The following is a 24,229-nucleotide window of genomic DNA, read 5'->3' on the forward strand; positions in this document are numbered from 1 at the left end:
TGATATAGGAGAAAGATGATGACAATGCAGTTAGTGAAACCAACACACCAGCATAGCAAACAAATCATGGCTTATCGGCAAGCATTCCTAGATGCAAGAGAACAACCGCATGGTAGTTGTTCCTTACAACAATTTGATTCCTTTGACGAATGGCTTGAAAAAGTCACAATCCAAGAAAAGGGAGAAAATTTACCACTAAATCGAGTTCCATCTACTCAGTTTTTGAGCATTGAAAAGGGGAAATTAATCGGTTTCATCAATATCCGCCATCGATTAACACCAGAATTACTGATGGAGAGCGGACATATCGGTTATAGCGTGCACCCGGGCGAACGTCGAAAGGGTTACGCCACTGGGCAACTTCAGCTTTCCTTATTTGAAGCGAAAAAATTAGGATTGGAGAAAATTTTGATAACTTGTGACAAAGCAAATATCGCCTCTGCCAAAACCATTCAAAAAGTTGGAGGTATCTTAGAAGATGAAGTAATTTCCCAGAATACTGGCGAAATTGTTCAGCGTTACTGGATCGAACTATGATTCCATAAAACCCCAAGAGTCATACTTGAAATCGTATCGAAACTGGATTAAAACGAAAAGAAAAATCGGAGTGAGGAATCACTCCGATTAAAGTCTAACTTTTGAGGTTCAGTACAAAGAACCTCTCCTTATTTCAACTTTCCTTCAAAAACAATTTTTCTTCCGCACGGTTCTACAACTGTTTGTCCATCTTTCTTCACTTCATGAAAGATCGGCTCTTCCATGCGACGCGAAGGTGCATATCCTTCACGTTCCATACGTGCTAAACAATCTGTAATACTTTCGTTCTCTTGTACTTCAAATTTTTTCTTATTAGGTTGTTTTGTCATGCCCTAACCTACTTTCTATTTTTCTTGATGCGAATTGACTTTTCATATATGTGATATATAGAAGTGCAATAATTGCCATTATTATCATAACTGCTATAAAAAAGCTTGTATACTGTATTTTTTCTATAAATACGCCTCCTAATACAGGTCCCATAATACTTCCTATACTAAAGGCAATTCCGGATAATATATTCCCTGCTGGCAGTAAGTGTCTTGGTAATAAATCCGTCATAAAGCCAAGTCCTAATGAGAAACATGAACCGATTACCATTCCAGCTAAGAGCATGCACCCAAATACAATCCAATAATACCCGTCAAACACCGCAGCAAGTAAGAAAACTACTGTACTGATGCTGAATGTCCACGTTAAAATGCGGTCTCTTCCATATTTATCACTTAATATACCAAGTGGAATTTGTGTAATGATTCCCCCGATTGCAAATGCGGGTAATAAGAAGGATACATCAGAAACAGACCAACCTTTTCGAAGTGCATATACTGGCAAATTACTATTCAGCATTGCTTCTAGCGCACCGTATGCCAAAGGTCCCATAAGTGCAATCCACGCAAGTACAAATACTTGTTTATAACGAGAAAGCGATGATTCATTTTCTTTCCCTGTTTCATCTTGAGCTGGAAAAGCATTTTTAGTTGGAAGTAATAGCAACCACCCTATTAAGCAAAGAATCGTCGATACAATAAATGGAGTTGCAAGTCCATATTGAACAGTACTCGCTAAGTATGGTCCTACTGCAAAACCGATACCAAAAAACACTCCATATATAGATACTTGTCTTCCAATTTTACTTGGATCAGATGTCGTTGTAATCCACGTTTGCGTTCCAACATGTAACATATGATCTCCTATTCCTACTAGAAAGCGAAGTAAAAACCATATCCAGAATGAAAATGTTTGTGTAAAAAAGAATAATGAAATGATAACGAGAAATCCACCGATTACGATAATTGGCTTCATTCCAAACCGCTGCATCGGTTTTTCAAGCCATGGCGAAATAAATAATATTCCAATATATAACGCAGTTGCATGGATTCCATTAATACTGGAACGAATTCCTTCTTGTTCAAAAATCATTGCGATAGCTGGTAGAAGCATCCCTTGCGATAATCCAGAAATCGCAACAATCCCCACCATAATCCAAAATGTAAATCGTATTGACATCCTGTTCCCTCTCCCTTTTCAAGCTCACCAATTTTCATTATAAAGTGAAACTTTAATCAGTGGGGGGTTTTTTTCATCCCCACTGATTATTAGCCCTCATCAATCGGATTTTTACGGACAGCCCGTCTCCCACCTAACTTCTTTGCTCTTGCTGAATTTTGAGGTGGGGGTCTTACTGCCCGCAAATAGCGGGATAAACTTTTTTCAAGAATGAGTGTGTGAATATCAACATAAAAAAGAAGTTAAAAGATTACTCTTCTAACTTCTTAGCCATCCCAAATTTGTGCTTTTACAATATGATTAAAATGTTTAAAAAACGGACTTCCATATAAGATAGGGCCATAAAAGAAATTATACATAGCAACACTTGGTATAAGCTGTACTTGCGATTGTGGAGCAAAAGGTTGCTCATAAACTTGTATATACATAGGATGGACAAATACTTTTGTATATGCATGACTACTATATGGTGAGTGAAATATAAGAGAAGGTTCATGTATTCTTTCTGCAAAAACATTCATTGCAAATTCCCCTTTAGATACAAATATTATAGTATATGTAACATTGGGGTCTTTGGGAATGTACTATTTCTCTAACCAATTTATAACATGCTGCGTAAATTCATCTAAACAGTCAACAAACGGCGAATGCCCACAATCCTCTAATATGACTAGCTCAGCATCCGGGAGATGTTTTGCTAATTCTTCTCCTACCACTTGCGGTATAACGTAATCACGATCTCCTTGTACGACAAGAGTTGGAACTTGCAGACGGTGGATATATCCATTTCCAGGAACGACTCCATTATGTTCATCTGAAATATTAAATGTAATTAAAGCATAGTTTACATCAACAAAATTACGCTGCGTTAACATATCATCTAAATATTTTTCATAGCGCTCTGGATCTGGTTTGTTATGTGTATAAATGAGTAAGTCCCAAACCGTTCGATAATAGAGCTTGTTCATATTTTTAATGGCATCTAGTACAGGAGCAATTTGAACAGGATCTTGTGCAATTTCTTCTTTTGTTTTTAATAACGTGGATACGATAGGCTGACCATTAATATCCTTTTTAAAGATTGGATATCCTTTCATTCCGACTGATTCTACCAAAATAAGTTTCTCTACAAGCTCCGTATGGCAAGCCGTAAACTCCATCGCGACGCCACCACCCATTGACCAGCCCATCAGTGAAAACTTCTTCAATTGTAGCTCATCTATAAATAGCTTTACATCACCTACAAAGTCTTGCAATGAATCTATTGGCTTATTGTATGTCGATTTCCCAAAACCTCTTAAATCAATGGCATAAATATGATATTCATCTTGTAATTTCTCAATGACTAAATCCCAATGCTGTGAAGATGTCATATTCCCGTGAATGAGTATAAGTATTTCTTTATTTCGCCTTCCAACTTCTTGGTATGCGATTGTTTCTCCATTTGATAACGAAACAAATTCCATTGTTGCAGGCTTAATCATCACACATTCCCCCATCCAACCGTAATAGAAAGAAAATTCTAAACTTATTTTTAGAATACCATATAGAATGTATGTTCTCAATACGAAAACGATACAAAATTTTTACATAAAACTACAGGCCTTTCACTAGACAATTATGGTAAAGAGGTATATAGTTAGCTAGGTAACTAATTTGAAAGGATTAAATACATGGACGAAAAACAACATTTTTTTCACATTGTCAGCCAAACTTCTCGAAAGTTTACTAAGAAATTTAATGAACGTGTGTCACCAACAGGTTTATTTAGTGCACAATGGGCTGTCATTTTCCGAATCAATCAAACGGGGCCTTGTACACAAACTGAGCTATGTCAATACTTAAACGTTGAATCCCCAACGATGACTCGTACATTAACACGTATGGAAACGATGGGATGGATCATTCGAACTGAGGGAAAAGATCGCCGCGAAAAGCTCATTTCCTTATCAGAAACAGCATTAGAAATGATTCCAGTATGGCAAGAAGAAGTTGATACTTTTGAAGAAAAAACGTTGCAGGATATTAATGAAGAAGACTTGCAGCGAGCATTTCAAGTACTAGAAGCTATTATTAAAAATTTAGATGATTAATTGGAGGGATGACGATGCAAAGTGAGAGACTTTGGACGAAGGACTTCCTTGGAACTTGTTTTAGTAGTCTGTTTCTCTTTTTAACGTTTTACATGCTTATGACCACCCTGCCCGTCTATGTAATAGATGGATTGAAAGGAAAACCAGAAGAAATTGGTTTAGTCGCAACAGTATTCCTTATTTCTTCTGTCCTATGCCGTCCGTTTACCGGGAAGTGGCTTGATGATTTAGGAAGAAAGAAAATCTTATTTATTTCTCTTTCGTTATTTTTAGCTGCTACCGTCATGTATTTCGGTGCACAAAGTTTATTTTTATTACTTGCCCTTCGCTTCCTTCACGGGATTGGGTTTGGAATGGCGACTACAGCAACAGGTACGATTGTCACAGATGTCGCACCACCGCATCGCCGTGGTGAAGCACTTGCCTATTTTGGTGTATTTATGAGTCTGCCGATGGTAATCGGTCCTTTTTTAGGTTTAACGATTATTTCGCACTTTTCATTTACTATTCTATTTATCGTTTGTTCTGTATTTTCATTACTAGCATTTCTATTAGGTTTACTTGTAAATATTCCACATGAAAAACCAGTAAATAAACAAAAACGTGAACGAATGAAATGGAAAGATTTAATTGAACCTTCTTCAGTTCCAATTGCTCTAACAGGATTTGTTTTAGCATTTTCTTATAGTGGCATTTTATCTTTTATTCCTATTTATGCAAAAGAAATTGGCTTAGGAGAAGTTGCAAGCTACTTCTTTATTGTGTACGCACTCGTTGTTGTACTTTCTCGTCCATTCACAGGGAAAATATTTGATCGTTTCGGTGAAAATATACTTGTTTATCCTTCGATTATTATTTTTACAATTGGAATGTTCATCTTAAGCCAAGCACAAACGTCATTTTGGTTCCTTGGTGCAGGTGTATTAATTGGTTTAGGCTATGGAACATTAATTCCAAGTTTCCAAACCATTGCTATTTCTGCGGCTCCAAACCATCGACGCGGCTCAGCAACAGCTACTTATTTCTCATTCTTTGATAGCGGTATTGGGTTTGGTTCTTTCATATTAGGTATCATCGCTGCAAAATCAAGTTATCATAATATGTATTTTATTGCAGCCATTATCGTTGCATTTACATTACTTATTTATTACTTCTTACATGGCAGAAAACAAAAGTTCAAAAAGCAACATACAGACAGGAAATTATCAGCTTAATGTTAATAAGGAAAGTAAACTCCTCTGTTTACTTTCCTTATTTTGTATTTCTAAGAAAACGAGCGTATACTTACTGTAGAAATAACAAGGAGGTACATAGATGAACTTTAAAAAATCTCCCCTTTTATTGCTCATACTTACACTACTATTTATCGTAACTGGGCTTGGATTTGCATTTTTTAAACAAAATAAAATCTCTCCTTCTAAAGAGAACGTGACAAAGGAAAACTGGTTGCAAGATCCCTACTTACGTTGGTCATACACAAATATGAAAGAACTAGCGTTAACAAATGAAGTAAAAAACAATCCTATGCAAGTATTAGCATTCCCTACTGCATTACAAAACTTAGATGATTTTTCTGTTGAAAAGGAAAATGGGGGCAATATTCCTTTAAAAAAACTATTAGATGAGAATAAAACAGATGCATTTGTCGTTGTACATAACGGAAAACTTGTTTACGAGCATTATTTCAATGGATATAAACAAAATGAGCCGCATGGAATGGCCTCTTTAGCAAAAGTATTTACTGGTGCACTTGTACAATCATTAACCGAAGAAGGACTCATCGATGTACATAAGACCGCTGAAACATACGTCAAAGAATTACGAAATACACCTTTCGGGAAAGCAACGATTCAGCAATTAATGGACATGCAGGTTTCTGCTGAATACCCGACACATGGGTATATACAGCAAGGATTAGAAAATCAAGATGCACAGTTATATTTAGCTAGCAATATTCTTCCTCGTGGTAAAAACTATGATGGTCCTATGAAAATTTATGATATGTTACGAGAAGCAAAAGAAACAGCATCACCTGAAACTGCATTTTCATATAATAACGGCTCATCTGAAACACTCGGCTGGATTATACGGACAGTGACCGGTAAATCATTAGCCGAAAATGTAAGTGAACGAATTTGGTCCAAAATAGGTATGGAAGAAAATGCGTATTATGTTACGGATGAAACAGGAGTTGAACAAGCAAGCGCCGGTTTAAACGCCACTGCAAGAGATATGGCCAGATTTGGGCAATTGATTTTACATAACGGTCGCTATCATGACGTGCAAGTTCTCCCTTCCTCTATTTCGGAAAGTGTAAAGAGCGTACAAGAAGGCGAATTAGCAATCGGACAAGGTGCACCTATTTCTTATCATAATCAATGGTGGATTCCTCATAACGAACAGGGCGCTTTTGAAGTGTTAGGAAGTTACGGACAATGCCTCTATATCGATCCAAAAGCAAATATGGTGATTGTTCATTTTTCATCAAATGCTAGTCCGAGCAGTGATGTCCATTCTACTTACTCCAATATGTATATACAAATTGCAAAACACTTAGAAAAGCTTTCACAGGAGTGAGAGCTTTTCTGCTTTCTTTTAATTTAAGTTTGAAACATACAAAAAGCTAGTTTTATACTAGCTTTTTTACATAATAACTATTATTGTGATTGTCCATTTTCAATACATATAATCACATTTTCCCATTCCCTAGTAGTGAAATTCAAACTCCCGTACCCAAATAATTCTGTACATACATTTTCTATACTCGAAGGATTTGCTCGTAAAAGATCCCACCGTAATGCTTTGGGTAAGTCATACATCTTATACTCCTTGCTTTCTTTAATAACCCCATCGACTTCTCGTTCACAAATTCCCCTTACTAAATAATCAACTCTTAGTTCTTGATACACTTTTTGAAACATCTCGCTATGGTGTTTCAATTGAAGCAAACAAGCAATATATGTACGGAACAATTCATCAGTACGATTACAGCATCTCATTATGTTTTCTATTTCACTCATAATTTTTTAGCCTTTTCTTGCATTTCTAGCAGCCACTTTTCCCGTTTTATCGCTTTACTTGTTTTTACAGATTGAAAGACTGAACGTTTTATTTGGCGTATACCACAAAATCGTAAAATCCCCTTTTTCATAATCACCCAATCAGCAGAGCGATATAAGAGTGCCACGTACCATAACGGCGAATCTAAAGTATTAATAACCCATGCTTTTTTTCCTATGAGTAATCCTTTTGGTAACGCCCCTTCATATTTATAAGCAAATCCTGTAACAAAAACGCGATCAATAAACCCTTTCAAAATAGCTGGCATTCCCCACCACCATATTGGATAAATAAAAATAAAAAAATCTGCCTCTTTGATCAATCTTCTGTATTTTTCTGTCTCTTCTTCATATACTAAATCACGTCTTCTCTTATCTTCATTAAAAATAAGTACTGGGTTAAATTGTTCCTTATATAGGTCAAGCAATGTAACAAAATGATTCGTTTCTTGAAGTCCTTTTTGCACATGTTCTAAAATGGATGCATTGAAACTAGATGGATTGGGATGTGCATATATGATTAGTACATTCATCTCCAAACAACACCTTTCCTTAAATTCCCTTTTGACTCCGCCTGGTTTGCATGATATTCTAATACATGTCAAGTAGCAAGCCTACATGACACAACAACTGACACCTACTCGGCGAAGGTGTCTCTTTTCGTTTTTAGCCGAATGAAATGCCTCTTTCAGGGCATATTCAACTTTTGACACTACACACTCAACACCATTCCCTTGTATCAGGCTGCTTCTGCAGTCTTTTACTCTACATACTCCTTTTAATTTTCAGATAAATTATAGCATGAAAAAAGAGAGCCTAGCTCCCTTTTCGCGCCTTATAATATACCCCTTTTTCAGCATAGAGGTATTCTTCATCAGCTAAAGTAATTTTCCCATCCAGTTTCAATTCGTCTAATAACCTTGATAAATAAAATTGGTGTAACATTTTTTTCGTGAATTTTCCTTCATGATGCGAAACGATATGTTCTTGAATATCTAATAGTGATATTGGTTTATCTTGCTCCATCATATATTCATATACTGCATTACGCAGCTTTACGTATTTTTCAAGTGTCACAGTACAATTGCAACCCCTTTCTTCTTATTCTGTTGTTTTTAGAATCGGTTTTTTTGCAACAAAAAAACCTCTTCGATAAGAAGAAGTTACGTATATATCTTCGTCTTATCTCCCAGAACAAATATGTTCTGCTGGAATTAGCACCTGCATCGCGGTTGCTGGGTTTCATCGGGCCAGTCCCTCCACCTCTCTGGATAAGAAAATATTCACTTTATAGCCTACTATAGCCATTTTCATTTCAATTGTCAAATCATATAAAGTGAAACTTTAATCAATTGAACCATTACTATCTGTAATAGCAGGGATAAAACATTTAAAACAAGTTATATTTTCTTTTCTAACGCTCATACTAGAAGTGTATGCAATAGAGTGGAACTTTAATCAGTGGGGGTTTTCTACATCCCCCACTGATTATTAGCCCGACCAATCGAGCTTTTACGGGCAGTTTAACTCCCACCTAACTTCTTTAGAAAAGCGGAAGCGGCTCGCTCAGAATCACAGGACGTTGGAGCCCCCGACAGAGAGGCGCTTTTTGCCTCGTCCGAGGGAACGAAACGACCGGAGATTCTAGCCGCTAGAGCTGGACAATGCTTTCACCGAATTTTGAGGTAGGAGTATTACTGCCCACAAATAGCGGGATAAAGGAGGAATATATAATGAACAAAAACGCACGTGGATATGTTCAAGATTCTTATCATTCTTTACATGAAGCTAAACAATCTTTAGAACACGCATTACAAACAGTCGAAAAAAGTGATAATCGAGAACGTATAGAACAATCATTACAGGCTGTGGAGCACGCCTTACAAAAATGTGATCATGCGGTTCATATTTTGGAACAAGAATAAATACATCCCATCTATTTACTAGATGGGATGTAACTCAAATGGCATACTAAAACAGTATTGCCGTGACAATTAAAAAATATACAGAATTAACGATTTCTAAAACCCCTACTTTTAAAATAGATATTTTCTTACCATATAATATAATTGCTCGAACTAGACTAGGTATAAAAACTAGAGAAAGCCATGGGTTTACTACAAACAATGCAACAGTTAAGAAAATGTGATATCCCCATGATACATAGCGATATGTCGGGTTATTCTTTTCACGTATCATTGTTTTCACATAAAATGTACTACCTAAAAAGTATAAAAAAGAAGTTGCTGCAATCCAACATGCTGTTTCATCAATTGTTTTCATTGAAAAATAATAACTAATCAAACCGCCCGTGCAGAAAACAAGTATTGCACAAATATCATTTACTAAAGCTCGTTCCCTTTTTTGACGAGCAAAATATATATTCACAAAAAAGAGCGGAATCATAACAGCTGCGAAGAAAAGAATTCTCCACTCGTATAGTAAAGATAGTATACCGAAGACACATGCAATAATAAAATAAATAATTGCTGAATGTAAAAATTCTTTCTTTCGCGGTTGCTTCATGTACATTAAAAATGGATATGTTGCTAAATAGATAAATAACCAAGCGATAAAGAGTGGAATATGATAGAAAGTAGCTTTACCAAGTATTACACTAAGTATAAATGGAATCAGCAGCATCCCCCATGCACCGTGCTGCTTTGGAACAACTAGCTTCATGAATAAGGCATCTCCTCTTTGAATTTTTTCTCATTTACTATTATATAAAAAATCTTATATAAAAATCGAAGCATATTAAATCGATCTCTTGACATTTTTCACAATATAATATGTATGAAAAAATGCTTCTCACCAGTGGTAAGAAGCATGAAAGAGGCAAACGAATATGTAAGTCGCGACCCTACTTTATATTCTTATGCTTTATGATATGTACTTATGCTTTGTTTACTTGAGATAATAGCTCTTTATCATCATCTAAAATTCCATATTTCTTTTTAAACCTTGTAATAATTCTAATCCACGATGAGCTAAACAAAACAAGAAAAATTACATTTGAGAGTGCATGATCTAGATCAAAGTAAAAACTTGCAGCGTAGTATGCAATAAAGTCTTTCCATGTTAATCCTTCTAAAAAGCCAAGTATCCCCCACAAGTTCATAATCCAGCCAAAAACAAAGCCGGCTATGAACCCATAGATGACTCTCCCCCATAACTTTCTCATTATAAATGTATTTCGAAGTAAACCAGCTATAAAGCCTATCATTCCCCAAGAAAACATTTGCCACGGTGTCCAAGGCCCCTGTCCTAAAAATATATTAGATACAAGTGCTGCCGTTGCCCCAATCATAAAGCCTGTTTCACTTCCAAAAACAATTGCAGATACAATAATAACAAAAGATGTTGGTTGTACACTCGGCATAATGGAAAACGGTACACGACTAACTGCTGCTATTGCTGCTAAAACAGCTACAATGACTATTTCACGTGAAACAAATGCTTTCCTCTCAAATCGTATATAAAAAGGTAACATGATAATGGATAATAAAAATAAACTACACCAAATATAATATTTATCTGTTACAAAAGAAGTAAAGAGAAGCGTACTTATTACAATAATGAAACTAAGCATTATGAGAGCAAAATATCGTTTGGACACGATTTGTACACATCCTCCCACGTTAATGCATAAGGTAATTGCTTGCGAATAAAACGATTAATAGATGTTGTATAAAAGAAATTATCACTAAAGAATTTCTTTGGTGTATCATCCATAATTACGTTCCCATCAAATAACATCATACAATGATCAACATATTTAGCTGCAAATTCAATGTCATGTGTTGCCATCACAATTGTTGTTCCTTCTTTTTGTAACTCTTGAAACAGCACACCTAATTTTTCTTTTTTTTCTGGATCAAGCCCTTTTGTCGGTTCGTCTAGTAATAATAAATTTGGCTTCGATAATAAAGCCGTACATAGTGCGATTAACTGTTGTTCTCCCCCACTACAATCATGTGGATGACGATCTCGAATAGAATGAAGCCAAAATCTTTTCAACATATCCTCTGCGATTTCTTTCCCTATATCACCATATAATTCATTTGCTCTTTCAAAAACTTCATCCCACACCGTCTCAAATGTAAAATGATAATATGGATGTTGCGATACAAAACCTATTCTTTTAAATCGTTCCTTTGAATCAATTTTATGAATCTCCGTTCCGTTCCACCGTACTTTTCCTCTTCTAGTTTTGTTTAATCCTGCCAAGATGGTTAAAAGTGTTGATTTTCCAGTACCATTTTTCCCAACAAGCGCAGTCCACTTCCCTTGTTCAATTGATAAGGTTAAGTCCCGTAAAATAAAAGGGCTATTTTTTTCATATTGAAAGGATATATGTTTTACTTGTAAAATCACTTCTTTTTTTTCTGTTTGCGATATAACTGGCACTTCATGTTCGATAGGTAACTCGGAATGAATTTGTGTTTGTGCTCCCCTTACCGTAAAGGGTATTTGCTCTACATTCCATTCTAAAAACAATCTTGGAATTTGAGGAATAAACGGTCGAAATTCTTCTACTGTCCACATTTTAGATATAACCTGTTGCGGGATTCCATCATAAATAATTTCCCCAGCATTCATAAACACAACTCGAGTTGCTAGTGGCATTACTTCGTCTAAACGATGTTCACTCATGATAATTGTAATCCCGAGTTCTTCGTTAATTCGTTTCAATAACCCTAAAAAATCTTTTGCTGCAATTGGATCAAGCTGTGCTGTCGGTTCATCAAGCAGTAACAATTTAGGTTGTAAAACAAGAACTGCCGCTAAATTAACAAGTTGTTTTTGTCCTCCCGATAACGTGTGAACAGACTGGTGTAACAAATCTTGAAAACCTAAAAAACTAATTAATTCAGCGATTCTCTTTTGAATTATATTTGTCTCTAGACCAACATTTTCAAGAGAAAATGCCAATTCTTGAATTACCGTATCCATAACAAGTTGATTTTCTGGATTTTGAAACACCATTCCCACTTCTTGTGCTGACAATAAGTCTGGCATCTCCAGTAAAGAAGTTCCATTATAATACATACTACCTGTGCGCTTTCCAATTGGGAGTAACTCTTTCTTAAAATGTTTCAAAAGTGTTGTCTTACCACATCCTGAACCACCAGCGAGCACAATAAATTCACCTTGAGAAACCGCTAAGGAAACGCCTGTTAATGCTTGTACTTTTTCATCAGCATACATAAATGCTAAGTTTTTTATTTCTGCATGCGCCACCATAACCATTCCCTCCCTTCCATTATGATTGGTAAACTAATAAACAGTATAAATAACACGAATAATAGTCCATCATATTGCTGAAATACAAGTGATTCCATCCTTGGATAGATTAATAGTTTACCAGCACCACAATAATTAAACACAAAACAGCTTAGTAATAAAATCACTAAACAGACAAGTATATACCAATCTTGCCTTTCCATTCGATATCGAATGTACGTACTACGCTTCGTCACTCCAAATCCACGCGCTTGCATAGAATCTGCCGTTTGTAATGCATCTTCTAGAGAACAAACAAGCAACACCTGCAAGAGTTTCATTCCATTTTTGATTCTCCCTATGAATGAGCCTGAATCTAATTGAACACCTTTTGTTTTTTGAACAAGTGTAATTTGTCTTAAACGCCGGATGAATAAAGGAACAAAACGCACTGTTATCATTGTCAATAGCGCCACTTTCGGTGAAATCCGTGAAAATAAATACAAAAATTTATGACTTGAAATCATGTCATTGTAGGAAGTAAATGTGAACATAATAGCAAGTAATAATAATCCCATTATTAACCCATACATGCACGCTTCTAATGTAATTCGATTATCCCCTAAACGAAACAATGTCGTCGCTCCCCTATGCGTTAGCAAAGGATTTAACACAATCACCATTACAAAGAAAACAAATGTGCTTGGTAACATTGTTCTTATTTTCTCGCCATTTCCTTGCATGATGTTTAACAGTACAATCATAATAATCGCACCCATTAAAAAAAGAGGGTGAAGACACATCGTACATAGTATCATCACCCCAATATAATAGAAAAAATTCACAAAAGGATGTAAAGAAGAAAAAATGATTTTCATAACCTTTACCTAAAGCCCTTTCCTAATTTAACACATATACCCATTCGATTTTATCTCCTGGTTTTACTTTATATGCACCTGCACTTCGGTTTGGAAAAGTACCATTGACACGGTATTTCCATCCACTTTTCGGTCCTTTGTCAAATTCATATAAGTCATTGATTCCTTTTATATATTTACTATTTCCAGATCCAGTTGAATCAATCTCCAATCCCGTATTCTTTAGTACATCAAAAACTGTAGTTCCTTCTTGCATATCTACTTTTTTCGCACCTAATAAATACCCCTGATCTCCATGTACAGAAATGGTAACTTTCTTTTCCTCTGGTTTTGGTACTGGCTTTGGTTCTGGTTGTGGTTCTGGCTTTGGTACTACTTTAGGTTCTGGATCTTTCTGCTGTTCCTGCTTCGGTGTTTCTTTCGGCTGATTTACTACTGCCTCTTCTTTTGCTTCTGGCGCTTTCGCTGGCTCAGGTTGTTCTTGCTGCGCTTTTGTTTGTCCTTGTTGTTTTTGCTGAGCAACTGGTTCTTGCTCTTTTTTCTCTTCGTTCTTTATTTCAGGTTGTTCTTGCTGCTTTTGTTCCTCATTATCCTTTCGCTGCTCTTCTTGTTGCTTTTTCTCTACTGATTCTTGCTGTTCTTCCGGTTTACTTTCTTCCTTTTTCTCTTCTTGTTTCAGTTTCTCTTTTTGTTCCGTTTTTGAAATTGCTTTTTGTTCAGATTTCGATTCATTTTGGCTACATCCAACAAGCAATCCAAATGAAAGGACAACTGAGAATAACCATTTCATCATATTCATGTTTTTCTCACCTTTCCTAATAAAATTAGGAGCAAATCATTGCTCCTAATTTTTGTTAAGCTGCTTTTCGTCTCCATAAAACATATGCTGAAGCGATACATAATACGCCCATTCCTACTGGCATAGCAGTATCCCAAGCAGATGCTCCTGTTTTTGGTAACTGACGATTTTTCGCAGTTTTTTCATTATTTATTGTGTTATCTTTCGTAACAACACGAGAGTTCTCATCGTTTGTTTGTTTCTCTTGTTTTTGAATCACTTCTTGCTTTTCAATCACATTGCTCTCATCCACTACAGGTTCCTTCGGCTCATCAACTAAGTTTATATCATCTTCAGTTGATGAATTTGTCCAATCATATATAGAACCTTTACCATTTACAAATGCCTTATATTGAACAAGTGCTAAAAGTGCTTGTTCAGTAGCCATACTACTACCCTCTTCGTCGCTTGGCAACCATTTAAATTCACCATTTGCAAGTTGGTATGATATTAAATTTTGAACTGCGTTTACATTATTTTTAGTAAATGCTTCACTAGTTGGATCAATCCCTGTAATAGCAAGTCCAATAATTGCTTGTGCAACACTATTAGAATTTTCTTGGCCATCAGCTTCGAATCCGCCAGTGTTCAATTGTTTATTTGATAAATATTGCACTGCTTTTTTTACAGCTTGCTTTACCTCTGGTTGTTTCTGATATGGTGCTAATGCCGATAAAACCATACCCGTTACATCAATATTACTAGCTTCTTTCTTACTACTTTCAACATTGTATGTCCAACCACCGTCTGTATGCTGTCCATTTAAAATCTCTTTTACTAAAGCCGCACGATTCCACTTTGCTCCAGCCGGTACTTCATATTTTTTTGTATCAAGTGCAAGTAAAGCAAATGTATAACCAGTAACAGAATTTAGTTTTTCAGATTGATATAGTTTTTGAACTAAATTCTTTCCTGCAACATTTGTTGGATTTCCATTTACCGCTGATACCGCTAAAACAGTTCTCGCTATATCTGTAGCGCTAAATCGTTCCACACGTTTTTCTACTTTTTGTGTTAAAGATTGTAAATAACTAATTTTTGTTTCTACTGGAATATTATTTCCTGAACGAGCAAGTGCAATTGCTACCCAATCACTATCGATTCCATCTTCCATCATTTTTTTTGATGTTTTAGCAATCGCTTGATCTAATTGCTTCATTAGTAATTCATTTTTGATTGGCTCTTTCAACTCATTAGGCTTTTGTTCTTGTGGCTTCTGAGCTTCAGGTTTTTGTCCAACCGGCTTTTGTTCTTCTGGTTTTTGTTCTTCTGGTTTTTGTCCCTCTGGCTTTTGTTCTTCTGGTTTTTGCTCCTCAGGCTGTTGTCCATCCGGCTTTTGTTCTTCTGGTTTTTGTCCCTCTGGCTTTTGTTCTTCTGGTTTTGCTGTACCTGAATCTTTTTTACAAGTTCCATTCTTATCGAGTACTTGTTGCAACTTTTCTATGCTCATATTGTCCCAATTTACAACAAAACGAAATGCAACAACATCTCCAGATTCTAATTTATAACTATCTGCCCCTACCATGGCAGCTTGATCATTTACATCATATGCCCATCCGCTTGTAGCACTTATATCACCAGCCATTAAACCGTCAATACCTTTAACATACATACCATACTTCGTATTCTCAGCTGTTACTTTAGTCCCCATAACTTTTTGTAACAAACTATAGGCTGTTTCCCCATCTTCAATTGACACTTCTTTCGGACATAAAATAACTCCTTTTTGCGATTCCCCAATGATCGCAAGTGTTGCTGTTTTCCCTTCAGCAAACGTAATATGTACAGTATTTGTAAATGAAACAAATACTAATGCCACTGCCATTATCAACGTAAGCAGCCATTTTTTTATCATTGCCATCCTTGGTTATTCCTCCCTTTGCTTACATATACATAAAAAAAGGCCCTTCAAGGGCGTGCAATAGCACTCTACCGTGAGTGCTAAACCAAAATGCACAACACCTCCTCCTATCCGCATAGGTAGCGGTTGTATTTGTATAGGAAAGATCATGTAGCTGATGAATGTATCATTGTGATAACATTCACTTTTAGCGGCGAACCCATTTTTATTTCCACCAATTTCCTTTTAAAGTTATCGTATAAACGACATACCTATACATTCATCAAATTATAAATTTCTGTATTATTTTACTATTGACACGAGATTTTGTCTATGTTTTCTCTGATTTATTTTCTAAGAATAATAGCCGGTTACATTAAATTATAAAGCTTCTATTATATAGATACTACAGGTTACTATGAATCGGTTGTTCACATACTATAATACCATCTTCATCAGCATACACATACTGATTAGGAATCCACTCAATTTCTCCAAATTGCAAAGGAATTTCTGTTTCTCCTTTTCCTTCTTTTCTACTTCTCTTCGGCATTGTACCTAATGCTAAAATACCAATATTTATGTTTCGCAGTTCCCTAGAATCACGAACACATCCATATACAATAATCCCTGCTATATTTCGTTCCTTTGCAATGTTTGCCAAGTTATCTCCAAGTAACGCACAGTTCGTAGAAGAACCTCCATCAACTACTAACACAGTCCCCTCTGGTAAAGTTTGCAGTGCTTCCTTTACTAATACATTATCATCTTTCACTTTAACCGTAGCAATCTTTCCATGAAATCGTTCTTTCTTCCCATATGATTGAAAAATAGGCTTACATACTTGTACGTCTCCTTCAAAAGCATCACAAAGATCTGTCGTTCTCCACATCTTTCTCCCTCTCTTCTTTTTCAATATATGTTACATATTCTTGTCGTTTTATTTTTCACCTGTCTTATATTGCGTAATTTTGTATACTATAGCTTCTTTCCCATCTGCATAATATTTCAAATTCCGTACATACTGTATAAAGGCTGGTGAATAGCTTTTATACAATTTTGTAGTACCTACAATCTTTTCTCCCTTTCCCTGGGGGCTGAGCAGTTAGCTTTTGCTAGCTGCTCTTTTGTTTTTATAATGAAGCTTTTGTTAAAAAGCTAGTTAACCTCTTTTTACTTTTTAATCATCAACACTGAAATTAGATAACTATTATGTAGTCATGAGTGAATATGACAACCTTTCCTTTTGACCACTCTCACGGCTGAAGCCATGGGATTCTTTTTCGCAAACACCCTACTTGCATTCTTCCAGAAGAAGATGCAGAGGCAAGACTTGGGCGAACAACTCTTAGCAGTGAAACACACCAAAAAGAGGGCAAGGTCTGTGCCAACTACGCCATTCGACAGGCGATACTTTTTTTCGGTTTATCATTTGGATGTTTGGTTTTTTGTCTCATATCTTCAGACAAAAAACGTCTATGCCAAACTGGTTGTTTATATACAATCGAAACGATTGGTTTTACGTCCATCTGATATAATTTACGGGCAATATTCTGCGCACCGTTTACATCACGATGGATTTCTGTTTTGTGAACAGAACATTTGAAACTTCGTCCATTTGCTTTGTGTCTACCACCACAAAATGGACAACTTTGTGACGTATAAATTTCCTCTGTTTTATCTATTTGTATACCTTTTAACCATGATTTGTATGTTAGTTTTTGTTTCATTTTCCCTTGGTTCCATAAAGATAATTGTTGTCTTCTCTTTTTTGTTGTTTTTTGTTTCTTTTTTTGGTTTTTCCTTGTGCTTTTTTCAATTCCTGATACATTTCCAATGACAAAATGTGTGACATTTTCTTGTTCTAAAAACTCAACTACTTCTTTTGTTGTTTTGAGTTCTAAATATTCGAGTTGATTTTTACTTTTTTGACGAATACGATTTCGTGCCGTTTTATATTTTTTCCATTGACGAGAACCTTTTTTGCAGCGTGCCATTTTTTTACTTAGGTCTGCTAATGCTTTTGCACGAAATTGAGAAATACTACGTATCGTTCTTCCAGAAATCAATAATGCTTTATCTTCTGTTGCGACGGTTACGGCATGAATTTCACCTAGATCACCACCAGCTACTTTTTGTTCTTGTCCAGAAAGGTCTTTTTCTGGAATAGAAACACTATAACAAAACCAATAGGCACCGTTACGCCATACAATTTCTGCGTAGTTACAATTTGATATATCTTCATGCGCCAAATTTGGAATGGTGATATGTGCATTTTTCTTTGGGAATTTTTCATTCCAGCCTTTTTTCTTTTTTTTCGTTAATAAATCGATAAGATTGATTTTAAAATCAGCGCGTTTAATTACAATTGTTTTGTCTGTGATATCCATACTTGCTTTTTTTAATGGAACGCAATAAAAATGTTTTTTTCTCCACGGATATTTTGCCTTTTTATCTGTTTTTCGCAGTTTACGAATCGTTTCACGATTGACTTCGTATTTATCCGCAATTGCTTGTACCGTTTGAGAATGCAAATTATACGTTTGTTTGCGAACTGATTGGATTTCTGTTTTACTGAGCCATTTCTTCCATGTGAAATAATAACTGGTCGCTTCGCGAACGATATCATTCCAAACAGTCGCTGCTTCTCGTTGCATAGAACGAAGAAATTCGTATAGTTCTTTTTCGTATGGAATTTGAAACGCATGCGTGACAAACATAATGTTTTCTCCTTTCTTATCTTATTTCCCCTTGCCTCTAGCATAGCAGAACAATAAAAAGGATAAGGGTGTGACAATATTGAATAGAAAAAATGATCAAATTGTTATTCATATAATAAAATGCTCAACCATAAAAAAGTTTTTAATCTTAGATTTGGTTACTGGAACAGGAATTTATTATGTAGTCAAATTTATTTCTTCAAGCGTATTAATTGCACTTATTGGCAGTATCATAGGAACCGAAGGCATTAAAAAGATACCGAAATTCCAAAATAATACGAATTAAATTTCAGTACCTAGCCCCACTATCTTCACTCCATTAAGAAGAGCAAGCCTTCTCAATAAAATAATAAAAAGAGCCAAATGGCTCTTTTTATTACATTCCAGTACATGGATCTATTATATCTCCAACTCAATCATCGGAATTAATAATATACTACTCAACTACAATATCGTGTAGTTCAAAGCGAATTATTTTTTTAAATTCATCTAGTCCTAGTTCAACTTGATACCCTATCTTCCCGGCACTAAAGATTATTGCATCCAACTCCATAGCACTATTATCAATGACCGTAGGGAAATATTTTTTCATTCCTATCGGTGAACAGCCACCATGAATATAGCCAGTGAGCGAGAGTAAATCTTTAGATTTCAGCATGCTTATTGATTTTTCACGAACGCTAGAAGCTGCTTTTTTCAAATCTAATTCTTTATTTACAGGTACAACAAAAACATAGTGCTGCCCTGATTTCCCAATGGTGACTAGTGTTTTAAATACTTGATTAGGAGATTGTCCTAATACCAAAGCAACATCTATTCCACTAATCGCATCAGTATCCACATAGCTATAATGTTTATAATTGATTTTTTTCTTATCTAATAATCGCATTACATTCGTTTTGTATTCCATTGTGCTAAAATCCTCCTGCAACAAATTTATATGTACTATTTAATATATGAATTGAGATAAAGACGTTGGAAATATAATTTCAAATACATAAGTATTGTAGCTTACTTTGCTATTTTTTAACAAGTAATGACAAGCATATTCTATGACTCAAACTGTTTATATACAGTAGAATTAATTCATCCATTAATCTTGTTTTTATTTTCAAAAAACATTGATATTTCAAAAACCATTTGTTATACTTTTGAAAAAACTTAAGGAGAGATTGAATATGTTTAATTCTAATACTTCTTTCCAACTTCATCATCATACATAATGCCGTGTATCCGAAGAATTTTTTCTTCGTGGGTACAGGGCTTTTCCTGTTACCCACGAAGCATTCATAAAGCTATGTGGGTATTTTTATACCTGCATAGCTTTTTTTAATTTAAAAAAGGAGTGATTCAAATGGATGTAAGAAATGTAAAAGGAACAAAAGATTATTTACCCGCGGAACAGTTGTTACGAAATAAAATTAAACGTGCTTGTGAAGAGACTTTTGAACGATATGGTTGTAAACCGCTTGAAACACCTACATTAAATATGTTTGAACTTATGGCTTATAAATATGGAGGCGGTGCTGAAATTTTAAAAGAAATGTACACACTACGTGATCAAGGAAATCGTGAAATCGCTCTTCGGTATGATTTAACGATTCCATTTGCAAAAGTAGTAGCAATGAACCCGGATATCAGGCTGCCTTTTAAACGCTATGAAATTGGAAAGGTCTTTCGTGATGGACCAATAAAACAAGGAAGGTTTCGTGAATTTATTCAATGCGACGTTGATATAGTCGGCGTAGAATCTGTTATTGCTGAAGCTGAATTAATGGCCATGGCATTTGATCTTTTCAAAACTTTAAACTTAGATGTTACAATTCAATATAATAATCGGAAGTTATTAACAGGTATTCTTAAATCAGTTGAAATTCAAGATGAACAAACAAACGATGTTATTTTATCATTAGATAAACTTGAAAAAATCGGAATTGACGGTGTACGGAAGGATTTACAAAGCCGTGGAATAGTAAATGACACTATAGAGGTTGTTTGTCATACAGTTGAATCTTGTATGACATTAGAACTTAATGAGTTTAAACAAATTTTCTCAAATTCACTTGTTACGGAAGGAATCAATGAACTACAGCAATTACAACAATACCTTCTTGCACTTGGTATCCAAGACAATACTGTTTTCAATCCATTCTTAGCAAGAGGACTTACAATGTATACAGGCACAGTTTATGAAATTTTTTTAACAGATGGCAGCATTACTTCAAGTATTGGTAGTGGCGGACGTTATGATAATATAATTGGAGCCTTTCGTAACGACAATACATCCTATCCAACAGTAGGGATTTCCTTTGGCTTGGATGTTATTTATACAGCTCTTACGCAAAAAGAAACGGAATCTACTTGTGCTGATATTTTCATTATTCCTATTAACACCGAAGTGGAATGTTTACGAATTACACAACTTTTGCGTTCTAAAAGTACCTTCAAAGTTGAGCTGGAACTTGCTGGACGTAAATTAAAACGGTCCCTTAATTACGCAAATAAAGAGAATATCCCTTACGTGCTTATTATCGGTGATACTGAAATCTCTACAGAAACCATTGTTTTACGTAATATGAAGGAAGGTACCGAAATGAAGCTCCCCCTATCTTGCATTGAAGATGGAACTTTAAAGGACTATTTTTAAAAAAGTAGCCTCCTAAAAGGTTAAGCCGTTCTCTTTTGAAGTATCCGCAGTAGATAAAAAAACAGAGCAATTCGCACATGAATTCGCTCTGCTTTTTTATTGTTATATCAATGTTTTTTGTGTTATTAGAGGGTTTAATCACATGTATAAATGCCATACTGTTTAGCAGCTGCCAAAAAAATTGTTATTCACCTCAGAGCATTCTTTATTTATTAGGATTTGTTATTATGCTCCACATTTATGACAACATTTCCCTTCTTGTGTCCCTGCTCGACATATCTATGAGCTTCCACAATCTCTTCAAACGAATAGTATCTGTCAATAACCGCTTTTATCCTCCCCGTCTCAACAAGTTCTTTAAGGAAGTCTAATGCTTCGGAAGTTTCAGGTGCATTTTGACCTAATATTAGTTTCTTACTACTTGTTAATTTAGTCCATAGCATTCGAACACTTGGCAACGGTTCAACGACATTTATATAGGTACCGTCCTTCTTTAACAATTTGATACAATCTGAAAATGAGCTCTTGTTTACCGCTTCAAAGATAACATCATAAGTCTCGTCTGTAGTAGAAAAATCTTTTGCAGTGTAATCAATTACCTGATCGGCTCCCAGAGATTTTACCAATTCTACATTTGTGTTACTGCACACCCCTGTAACTTTTGCTCCGAAATACTTAGAAATCTGTACCGCATAACTTCCTACACTTCCAGAAGCTCCATAGACAAGAACACTTTGACCGCTCTGAACGTTAGCTTTTCTAAGAAAAAACAAGGCTGTACGTGCCCCAATTGGAATGGCAGCGGCTTCCTCATAGGTTATATTAGAAGGTTTAATAGATACTGCTCCATCTTCAGGCAAACAAATATACTCGGCATAAGAACCAAAACCCACTTGGGTAGCCGCAAAAACCTGGTCTCCTTCCTTAAACCGCTTGACATCTTTCCCTACTGACTCAACTTCTCCAGCTAACTCCATTCCTAATATTTTTCTTTTAGGTTGGCTAAAACCAAGTGTGATTCGAGCTGGTAACCAAACAGAAGGAGGAACCGTAAAACTCCGTGATCGAATATCTCCTGCTGTTACGGTTGTTGCTTTTATTTTGACCAGTATTTCATTTTGCTTAGGAACAGGTTTCTCTACCTCTTTCAGTTGAAGAACGTCGGGGGGACCGTAATTTGTGTACACAATTACTTTCATTAATCTTCCTCCATTTTGTTCTATTTATTAATATCATACGGATAATATGAATAAATAGAACAATGGTTCACTCTTCAATAATTGTTCTAAACTATCCTGTCCTATTAATTAAAAAATGTATTTAAATCATACTTATTTTTATATATACTTTTTTCAATTCGGGTACCTCAAAAGAGGACGGCTTACTAAAAGGTTGACCACTTTTCTCTAAATAATCTTTTAGCTACAATTTTAAATAAAGTTTACATAACAATTTTATGGTATTCTTATTTTATCAATCAAAATAGCAAGTTCGTTCTTCACTTGTTAAAAATTGAAACCATCTCTGCCTAAACTTAATTTGCGCTGCATCTGCGTATACATGTGCCTCCATTTTTAAAGCTTCCGGAATTGGTCTTGAGTGCTGACTTTCTACTACCACTTGATCTTCTTGAAGAACTTTCAAACTATACCGGCTAAAATATGTAGGAACGGAATTTTTTTCGCAAAATTTCTACCTGCTAATCCAAAAATTATTGTTTCTTCTTCATCATATGTACGTTTTATAGTATGAAAATTCGATCTTTAATAGACACAAATAAAAGAAGAAACCTATATTGTTTCTCCTTTTCTATAAAATATTCTATTTTATAACCAAATTATATTATGAGAGTTTGTTTAATAGTTGATTCAAATCTTGCTTTGTTTTCGTCGTTAATGATTTTATTCGTTTCACATCTATTTTTTCTTTTTCAGCTGCAACAATTAAAGGATACATGCTTTGTCCAATTGTTTTATAATCAGTTGGATGAGTCGCTTCTAACTCTTTTTCGATTACATCCCATTTTTCATTTATTTGCTTCCCTAGTTTATTCACTGTATCTAACTTAGGGTTTGCAGCTAATTGTTTATCCAAACTGTCAATAAGTTGCGCAACTACTTTCACATTCGTTTTCACAGCCACGCCTTTATTTGTATCTTTCGTTTCAGTTTTTCCATTAGTAGCTTGGTCTGTTGTTTTTGTACTTGTTTCTTTTTCTTTCGTTTTCTCATTTGTTGTCTTCGCACTACTCTCAGTTCCAGATGATTCTTTGGAATTCTTTTGATCTTTCTCTGTTTTTTCGTTAGTAGATGTGTTTGTTTCTTTCTCATCGTTTTTCATTGTAGATGTTTCATCAGCATTCGTTGTTTTCGCTTCTTCCTGTGCGTTCGTTTGTTCCTTTTTCACTTGATCTTTTTCTGTGGAGGTATTACAAGCTGTAATGGAGAGCATTGTACCAATTGCTAGTGATGCAATTGTTATTTTTTTCATTTTCATAAAAAGCCTCCTATATTTACATTTTTATCCTCCTCTTTACGATTCTATTTATCCATAAAAATTCCTTTTTGTTCTAACCATCATCTTTCCGACAGAAATCTTCATATTTATACGACACTTAACTATGAATCTAATTTTAAAATCCGCGTTTTTTCTACTCTATATAACATGCTTTATACGATACTTTCTTCAATAAAAATCGGAGGATGTATTGACCTATAAAGAACCACGAAAAATAACCCATATATTTACAATTACATTTTTCACTATCAGAAATCCCCATTTTCTGACAATACAATTATTTTACACAGAAAATAAATTCATAAAATATTTCTCACTTCGTATTATTTCTCAACATTTTTGTTTACATAATATAATTATAAATT

General features: G+C 35.1%; 25 protein-coding genes, 1 pseudogene and 1 riboswitch. Of the genes and pseudogenes, 7 read left to right on the forward strand and 19 right to left on the reverse strand.

Annotated elements, in window-relative coordinates:
• Window positions 1-24 precede the first annotated feature (24 nt).
• Window positions 25-537 (forward strand): GNAT family N-acetyltransferase, encoded by a 513-nt coding sequence (locus NSQ40_RS16290; protein ID WP_309137987.1) that lies wholly within the window; start codon window positions 25-27, stop codon window positions 535-537.
• A gap of 128 nt (window positions 538-665) precedes the next feature.
• On the opposite strand, the gene NSQ40_RS16295 is transcribed toward NSQ40_RS16290, so the two are convergent.
• The 4 genes from NSQ40_RS16295 to phaZ all read right to left on the reverse strand — a co-directional run bounded on the left by NSQ40_RS16295 (window position 666) and on the right by phaZ (window position 3,545).
• Window positions 666-866, reverse strand: coding sequence for an NETI motif-containing protein (locus NSQ40_RS16295; RefSeq protein ID WP_018766317.1), 201 nt, complete (start codon window positions 864-866; stop codon window positions 666-668).
• Window positions 850-2,046 carry an MFS transporter gene (locus tag NSQ40_RS16300; protein ID WP_018781751.1) on the reverse strand — a complete coding sequence of 399 codons (1,197 nt, stop codon included), beginning with the start codon at window positions 2,044-2,046 and terminating at the stop codon, window positions 850-852. The genes NSQ40_RS16295 and NSQ40_RS16300 overlap by 17 nt, the downstream gene beginning before the upstream one ends.
• 266 nt (window positions 2,047-2,312) lie before the next feature.
• On the reverse strand, window positions 2,313-2,567 hold the full coding sequence (locus tag NSQ40_RS16305) for a hypothetical protein (protein WP_003202898.1): 255 nt from the start codon (window positions 2,565-2,567) through the stop codon (window positions 2,313-2,315).
• Window positions 2,568-2,630: 63 nt separating this feature from the next.
• Window positions 2,631-3,545, reverse strand: a complete 915-nt coding sequence (gene phaZ, locus NSQ40_RS16310; protein WP_258248512.1) for an intracellular short-chain-length polyhydroxyalkanoate depolymerase — start codon at window positions 3,543-3,545, stop codon at window positions 2,631-2,633.
• Window positions 3,546-3,719: 174 nt separating this feature from the next.
• Between phaZ and NSQ40_RS16315 the strand changes: the two genes are divergently transcribed.
• The 3 genes from NSQ40_RS16315 (at window position 3,720) to NSQ40_RS16325 (ending at window position 6,716) form a co-directional block, all read left to right on the forward strand.
• Window positions 3,720-4,139 (forward strand): MarR family winged helix-turn-helix transcriptional regulator, encoded by a 420-nt coding sequence (locus NSQ40_RS16315; RefSeq protein ID WP_003202902.1) that lies wholly within the window; start codon window positions 3,720-3,722, stop codon window positions 4,137-4,139.
• 14 nt (window positions 4,140-4,153) lie between these two features.
• A complete protein-coding gene (locus NSQ40_RS16320) occupies window positions 4,154-5,353 on the forward strand; it encodes an MFS transporter (RefSeq protein ID WP_033797474.1) in 1,200 nt (399 codons plus the stop codon).
• 100 nt (window positions 5,354-5,453) lie between these two features.
• Window positions 5,454-6,716: a serine hydrolase domain-containing protein gene (locus NSQ40_RS16325; protein WP_033797475.1), complete on the forward strand. Its 1,263-nt coding sequence runs from the start codon at window positions 5,454-5,456 to the stop codon at window positions 6,714-6,716.
• An 80-nt stretch (window positions 6,717-6,796) separates the two neighbouring features.
• Here the strand turns inward: NSQ40_RS16325 and NSQ40_RS16330 are convergent, their stop codons facing one another.
• The 3 genes from NSQ40_RS16330 to NSQ40_RS16340 form a co-directional block, all read right to left on the reverse strand.
• Window positions 6,797-7,159, reverse strand: a complete 363-nt coding sequence (locus tag NSQ40_RS16330) for a hypothetical protein (protein WP_258248498.1) — start codon at window positions 7,157-7,159, stop codon at window positions 6,797-6,799.
• A complete protein-coding gene (locus NSQ40_RS16335) occupies window positions 7,156-7,731 on the reverse strand; it encodes an NAD(P)H-dependent oxidoreductase (protein WP_258248499.1) in 576 nt (191 codons plus the stop codon). The genes NSQ40_RS16330 and NSQ40_RS16335 overlap by 4 nt, the downstream gene beginning before the upstream one ends.
• Before the next feature lie 283 nt (window positions 7,732-8,014).
• Window positions 8,015-8,275 carry a hypothetical protein gene (locus NSQ40_RS16340; RefSeq protein ID WP_003202914.1) on the reverse strand — a complete coding sequence of 87 codons (261 nt, stop codon included), beginning with the start codon at window positions 8,273-8,275 and terminating at the stop codon, window positions 8,015-8,017.
• A 102-nt stretch (window positions 8,276-8,377) separates the two neighbouring features.
• Window positions 8,378-8,476: riboswitch (SAM riboswitch) on the reverse strand.
• A 455-nt stretch (window positions 8,477-8,931) separates the two neighbouring features.
• Here NSQ40_RS16340 and NSQ40_RS16345 point away from each other — a divergent pair.
• A complete protein-coding gene (locus NSQ40_RS16345; RefSeq protein WP_033796274.1) occupies window positions 8,932-9,123 on the forward strand; it encodes a hypothetical protein in 192 nt (63 codons plus the stop codon).
• 46 nt (window positions 9,124-9,169) lie between these two features.
• On the opposite strand, the gene NSQ40_RS16350 is transcribed toward NSQ40_RS16345, so the two are convergent.
• The 8 genes from NSQ40_RS16350 to NSQ40_RS16385 all read right to left on the reverse strand — a co-directional run bounded on the left by NSQ40_RS16350 (window position 9,170) and on the right by NSQ40_RS16385 (window position 18,700).
• The gene (locus tag NSQ40_RS16350) at window positions 9,170-9,880 is read right to left on the reverse strand and encodes a YwiC-like family protein (RefSeq protein WP_003207707.1); all 711 of its coding nucleotides are present in this window, start codon (window positions 9,878-9,880) and stop codon (window positions 9,170-9,172) included.
• Between the two features lie 214 nt (window positions 9,881-10,094).
• Window positions 10,095-10,817: an ECF transporter S component gene (locus NSQ40_RS16355; protein ID WP_258248500.1), complete on the reverse strand. Its 723-nt coding sequence runs from the start codon at window positions 10,815-10,817 to the stop codon at window positions 10,095-10,097.
• A complete protein-coding gene (locus NSQ40_RS16360) occupies window positions 10,790-12,451 on the reverse strand; it encodes an ABC transporter ATP-binding protein (RefSeq protein WP_170957085.1) in 1,662 nt (553 codons plus the stop codon). The genes NSQ40_RS16355 and NSQ40_RS16360 overlap by 28 nt, the downstream gene beginning before the upstream one ends.
• The gene (locus NSQ40_RS16365) at window positions 12,424-13,302 is read right to left on the reverse strand and encodes an energy-coupling factor transporter transmembrane component T (protein ID WP_258248501.1); all 879 of its coding nucleotides are present in this window, start codon (window positions 13,300-13,302) and stop codon (window positions 12,424-12,426) included. The genes NSQ40_RS16360 and NSQ40_RS16365 overlap by 28 nt, the downstream gene beginning before the upstream one ends.
• A 22-nt stretch (window positions 13,303-13,324) precedes the next feature.
• On the reverse strand, window positions 13,325-14,101 hold the full coding sequence (locus NSQ40_RS16370) for a DUF4430 domain-containing protein (protein ID WP_003207711.1): 777 nt from the start codon (window positions 14,099-14,101) through the stop codon (window positions 13,325-13,327).
• A gap of 55 nt (window positions 14,102-14,156) precedes the next feature.
• Window positions 14,157-16,001 carry a DUF4430 domain-containing protein gene (locus tag NSQ40_RS16375; RefSeq protein WP_098217478.1) on the reverse strand — a complete coding sequence of 615 codons (1,845 nt, stop codon included), beginning with the start codon at window positions 15,999-16,001 and terminating at the stop codon, window positions 14,157-14,159.
• Between the two features lie 385 nt (window positions 16,002-16,386).
• On the reverse strand, window positions 16,387-16,872 hold the full coding sequence (gene rraA, locus NSQ40_RS16380; RefSeq protein WP_041488465.1) for a ribonuclease E activity regulator RraA: 486 nt from the start codon (window positions 16,870-16,872) through the stop codon (window positions 16,387-16,389).
• 499 nt (window positions 16,873-17,371) lie between these two features.
• Window positions 17,372-18,700, reverse strand: a complete 1,329-nt coding sequence (locus tag NSQ40_RS16385) for an RNA-guided endonuclease InsQ/TnpB family protein (protein ID WP_258248502.1) — start codon at window positions 18,698-18,700, stop codon at window positions 17,372-17,374.
• 76 nt (window positions 18,701-18,776) lie between these two features.
• On the opposite strand from NSQ40_RS16385, the gene NSQ40_RS16390 reads away from it, so the two are divergent.
• Complete coding sequence (locus tag NSQ40_RS16390; protein ID WP_258248513.1) at window positions 18,777-18,986, forward strand: hypothetical protein; 210 nt, start codon at window positions 18,777-18,779, stop codon at window positions 18,984-18,986.
• 150 nt (window positions 18,987-19,136) lie between these two features.
• Here the strand turns inward: NSQ40_RS16390 and ybaK are convergent, their stop codons facing one another.
• On the reverse strand, window positions 19,137-19,610 hold the full coding sequence (ybaK, locus tag NSQ40_RS16395; protein WP_258248503.1) for a Cys-tRNA(Pro) deacylase: 474 nt from the start codon (window positions 19,608-19,610) through the stop codon (window positions 19,137-19,139).
• A 444-nt stretch (window positions 19,611-20,054) separates the two neighbouring features.
• Between ybaK and NSQ40_RS16400 the strand changes: the two genes are divergently transcribed.
• The gene (locus tag NSQ40_RS16400) at window positions 20,055-21,347 is read left to right on the forward strand and encodes a histidine--tRNA ligase (protein WP_258248504.1); all 1,293 of its coding nucleotides are present in this window, start codon (window positions 20,055-20,057) and stop codon (window positions 21,345-21,347) included.
• 212 nt (window positions 21,348-21,559) lie between these two features.
• On the opposite strand, the gene NSQ40_RS16405 is transcribed toward NSQ40_RS16400, so the two are convergent.
• The 3 genes and pseudogenes from NSQ40_RS16405 to NSQ40_RS16415 form a co-directional block, all read right to left on the reverse strand.
• Window positions 21,560-22,546, reverse strand: coding sequence for an NAD(P)-dependent alcohol dehydrogenase (locus NSQ40_RS16405; RefSeq protein ID WP_098135510.1), 987 nt, complete (start codon window positions 22,544-22,546; stop codon window positions 21,560-21,562).
• A 274-nt stretch (window positions 22,547-22,820) separates the two neighbouring features.
• Window positions 22,821-23,077 (reverse strand): annotated as a pseudogene (locus NSQ40_RS16410) (aromatic ring-hydroxylating oxygenase subunit alpha); the annotation flags it as partial.
• A gap of 112 nt (window positions 23,078-23,189) precedes the next feature.
• Window positions 23,190-23,843, reverse strand: a complete 654-nt coding sequence (locus tag NSQ40_RS16415) for a hypothetical protein (protein ID WP_003207723.1) — start codon at window positions 23,841-23,843, stop codon at window positions 23,190-23,192.
• Window positions 23,844-24,229 lie beyond the last annotated feature (386 nt).

Source organism: Bacillus sp. FSL K6-6038, assembly GCF_038050455.1.
Lineage (GTDB): Bacteria > Bacillota > Bacilli > Bacillales > Bacillaceae_G > Bacillus_A > Bacillus_A pseudomycoides.

What these genes read in the sequence shown, in the direction of transcription:
- NSQ40_RS16290 (WP_309137987.1), top strand. Translation starts at nt 25, where the DNA reads ATGCAGTTAGTGAAACCAACACACCAGCATAGCAAACAAATCATGGCT.
- NSQ40_RS16295 (WP_018766317.1), bottom strand. Translation starts at nt 866, where the DNA reads ATGACAAAACAACCTAATAAGAAAAAATTTGAAGTACAAGAGAACGAA.
- NSQ40_RS16300 (WP_018781751.1), bottom strand. Translation starts at nt 2,046, where the DNA reads ATGTCAATACGATTTACATTTTGGATTATGGTGGGGATTGTTGCGATT.
- NSQ40_RS16305 (WP_003202898.1), bottom strand. Translation starts at nt 2,567, where the DNA reads ATGAATGTTTTTGCAGAAAGAATACATGAACCTTCTCTTATATTTCAC.
- phaZ (WP_258248512.1), bottom strand. Translation starts at nt 3,545, where the DNA reads ATGGGGGAATGTGTGATGATTAAGCCTGCAACAATGGAATTTGTTTCG.
- NSQ40_RS16315 (WP_003202902.1), top strand. Translation starts at nt 3,720, where the DNA reads ATGGACGAAAAACAACATTTTTTTCACATTGTCAGCCAAACTTCTCGA.
- NSQ40_RS16320 (WP_033797474.1), top strand. Translation starts at nt 4,154, where the DNA reads ATGCAAAGTGAGAGACTTTGGACGAAGGACTTCCTTGGAACTTGTTTT.
- NSQ40_RS16325 (WP_033797475.1), top strand. Translation starts at nt 5,454, where the DNA reads ATGAACTTTAAAAAATCTCCCCTTTTATTGCTCATACTTACACTACTA.
- NSQ40_RS16330 (WP_258248498.1), bottom strand. Translation starts at nt 7,159, where the DNA reads ATGAGTGAAATAGAAAACATAATGAGATGCTGTAATCGTACTGATGAA.
- NSQ40_RS16335 (WP_258248499.1), bottom strand. Translation starts at nt 7,731, where the DNA reads ATGAATGTACTAATCATATATGCACATCCCAATCCATCTAGTTTCAAT.
- NSQ40_RS16345 (WP_033796274.1), top strand. Translation starts at nt 8,932, where the DNA reads ATGAACAAAAACGCACGTGGATATGTTCAAGATTCTTATCATTCTTTA.
- NSQ40_RS16350 (WP_003207707.1), bottom strand. Translation starts at nt 9,880, where the DNA reads ATGAAGCTAGTTGTTCCAAAGCAGCACGGTGCATGGGGGATGCTGCTG.
- NSQ40_RS16360 (WP_170957085.1), bottom strand. Translation starts at nt 12,451, where the DNA reads ATGGTTATGGTGGCGCATGCAGAAATAAAAAACTTAGCATTTATGTAT.
- NSQ40_RS16365 (WP_258248501.1), bottom strand. Translation starts at nt 13,302, where the DNA reads ATGAAAATCATTTTTTCTTCTTTACATCCTTTTGTGAATTTTTTCTAT.
- NSQ40_RS16370 (WP_003207711.1), bottom strand. Translation starts at nt 14,101, where the DNA reads ATGAATATGATGAAATGGTTATTCTCAGTTGTCCTTTCATTTGGATTG.
- NSQ40_RS16375 (WP_098217478.1), bottom strand. Translation starts at nt 16,001, where the DNA reads ATGGCAATGATAAAAAAATGGCTGCTTACGTTGATAATGGCAGTGGCA.
- rraA (WP_041488465.1), bottom strand. Translation starts at nt 16,872, where the DNA reads ATGTGGAGAACGACAGATCTTTGTGATGCTTTTGAAGGAGACGTACAA.
- NSQ40_RS16385 (WP_258248502.1), bottom strand. Translation starts at nt 18,700, where the DNA reads ATGTTTGTCACGCATGCGTTTCAAATTCCATACGAAAAAGAACTATAC.
- ybaK (WP_258248503.1), bottom strand. Translation starts at nt 19,610, where the DNA reads ATGGAATACAAAACGAATGTAATGCGATTATTAGATAAGAAAAAAATC.
- NSQ40_RS16400 (WP_258248504.1), top strand. Translation starts at nt 20,055, where the DNA reads ATGGATGTAAGAAATGTAAAAGGAACAAAAGATTATTTACCCGCGGAA.
- NSQ40_RS16405 (WP_098135510.1), bottom strand. Translation starts at nt 22,546, where the DNA reads ATGAAAGTAATTGTGTACACAAATTACGGTCCCCCCGACGTTCTTCAA.
- NSQ40_RS16415 (WP_003207723.1), bottom strand. Translation starts at nt 23,843, where the DNA reads ATGAAAATGAAAAAAATAACAATTGCATCACTAGCAATTGGTACAATG.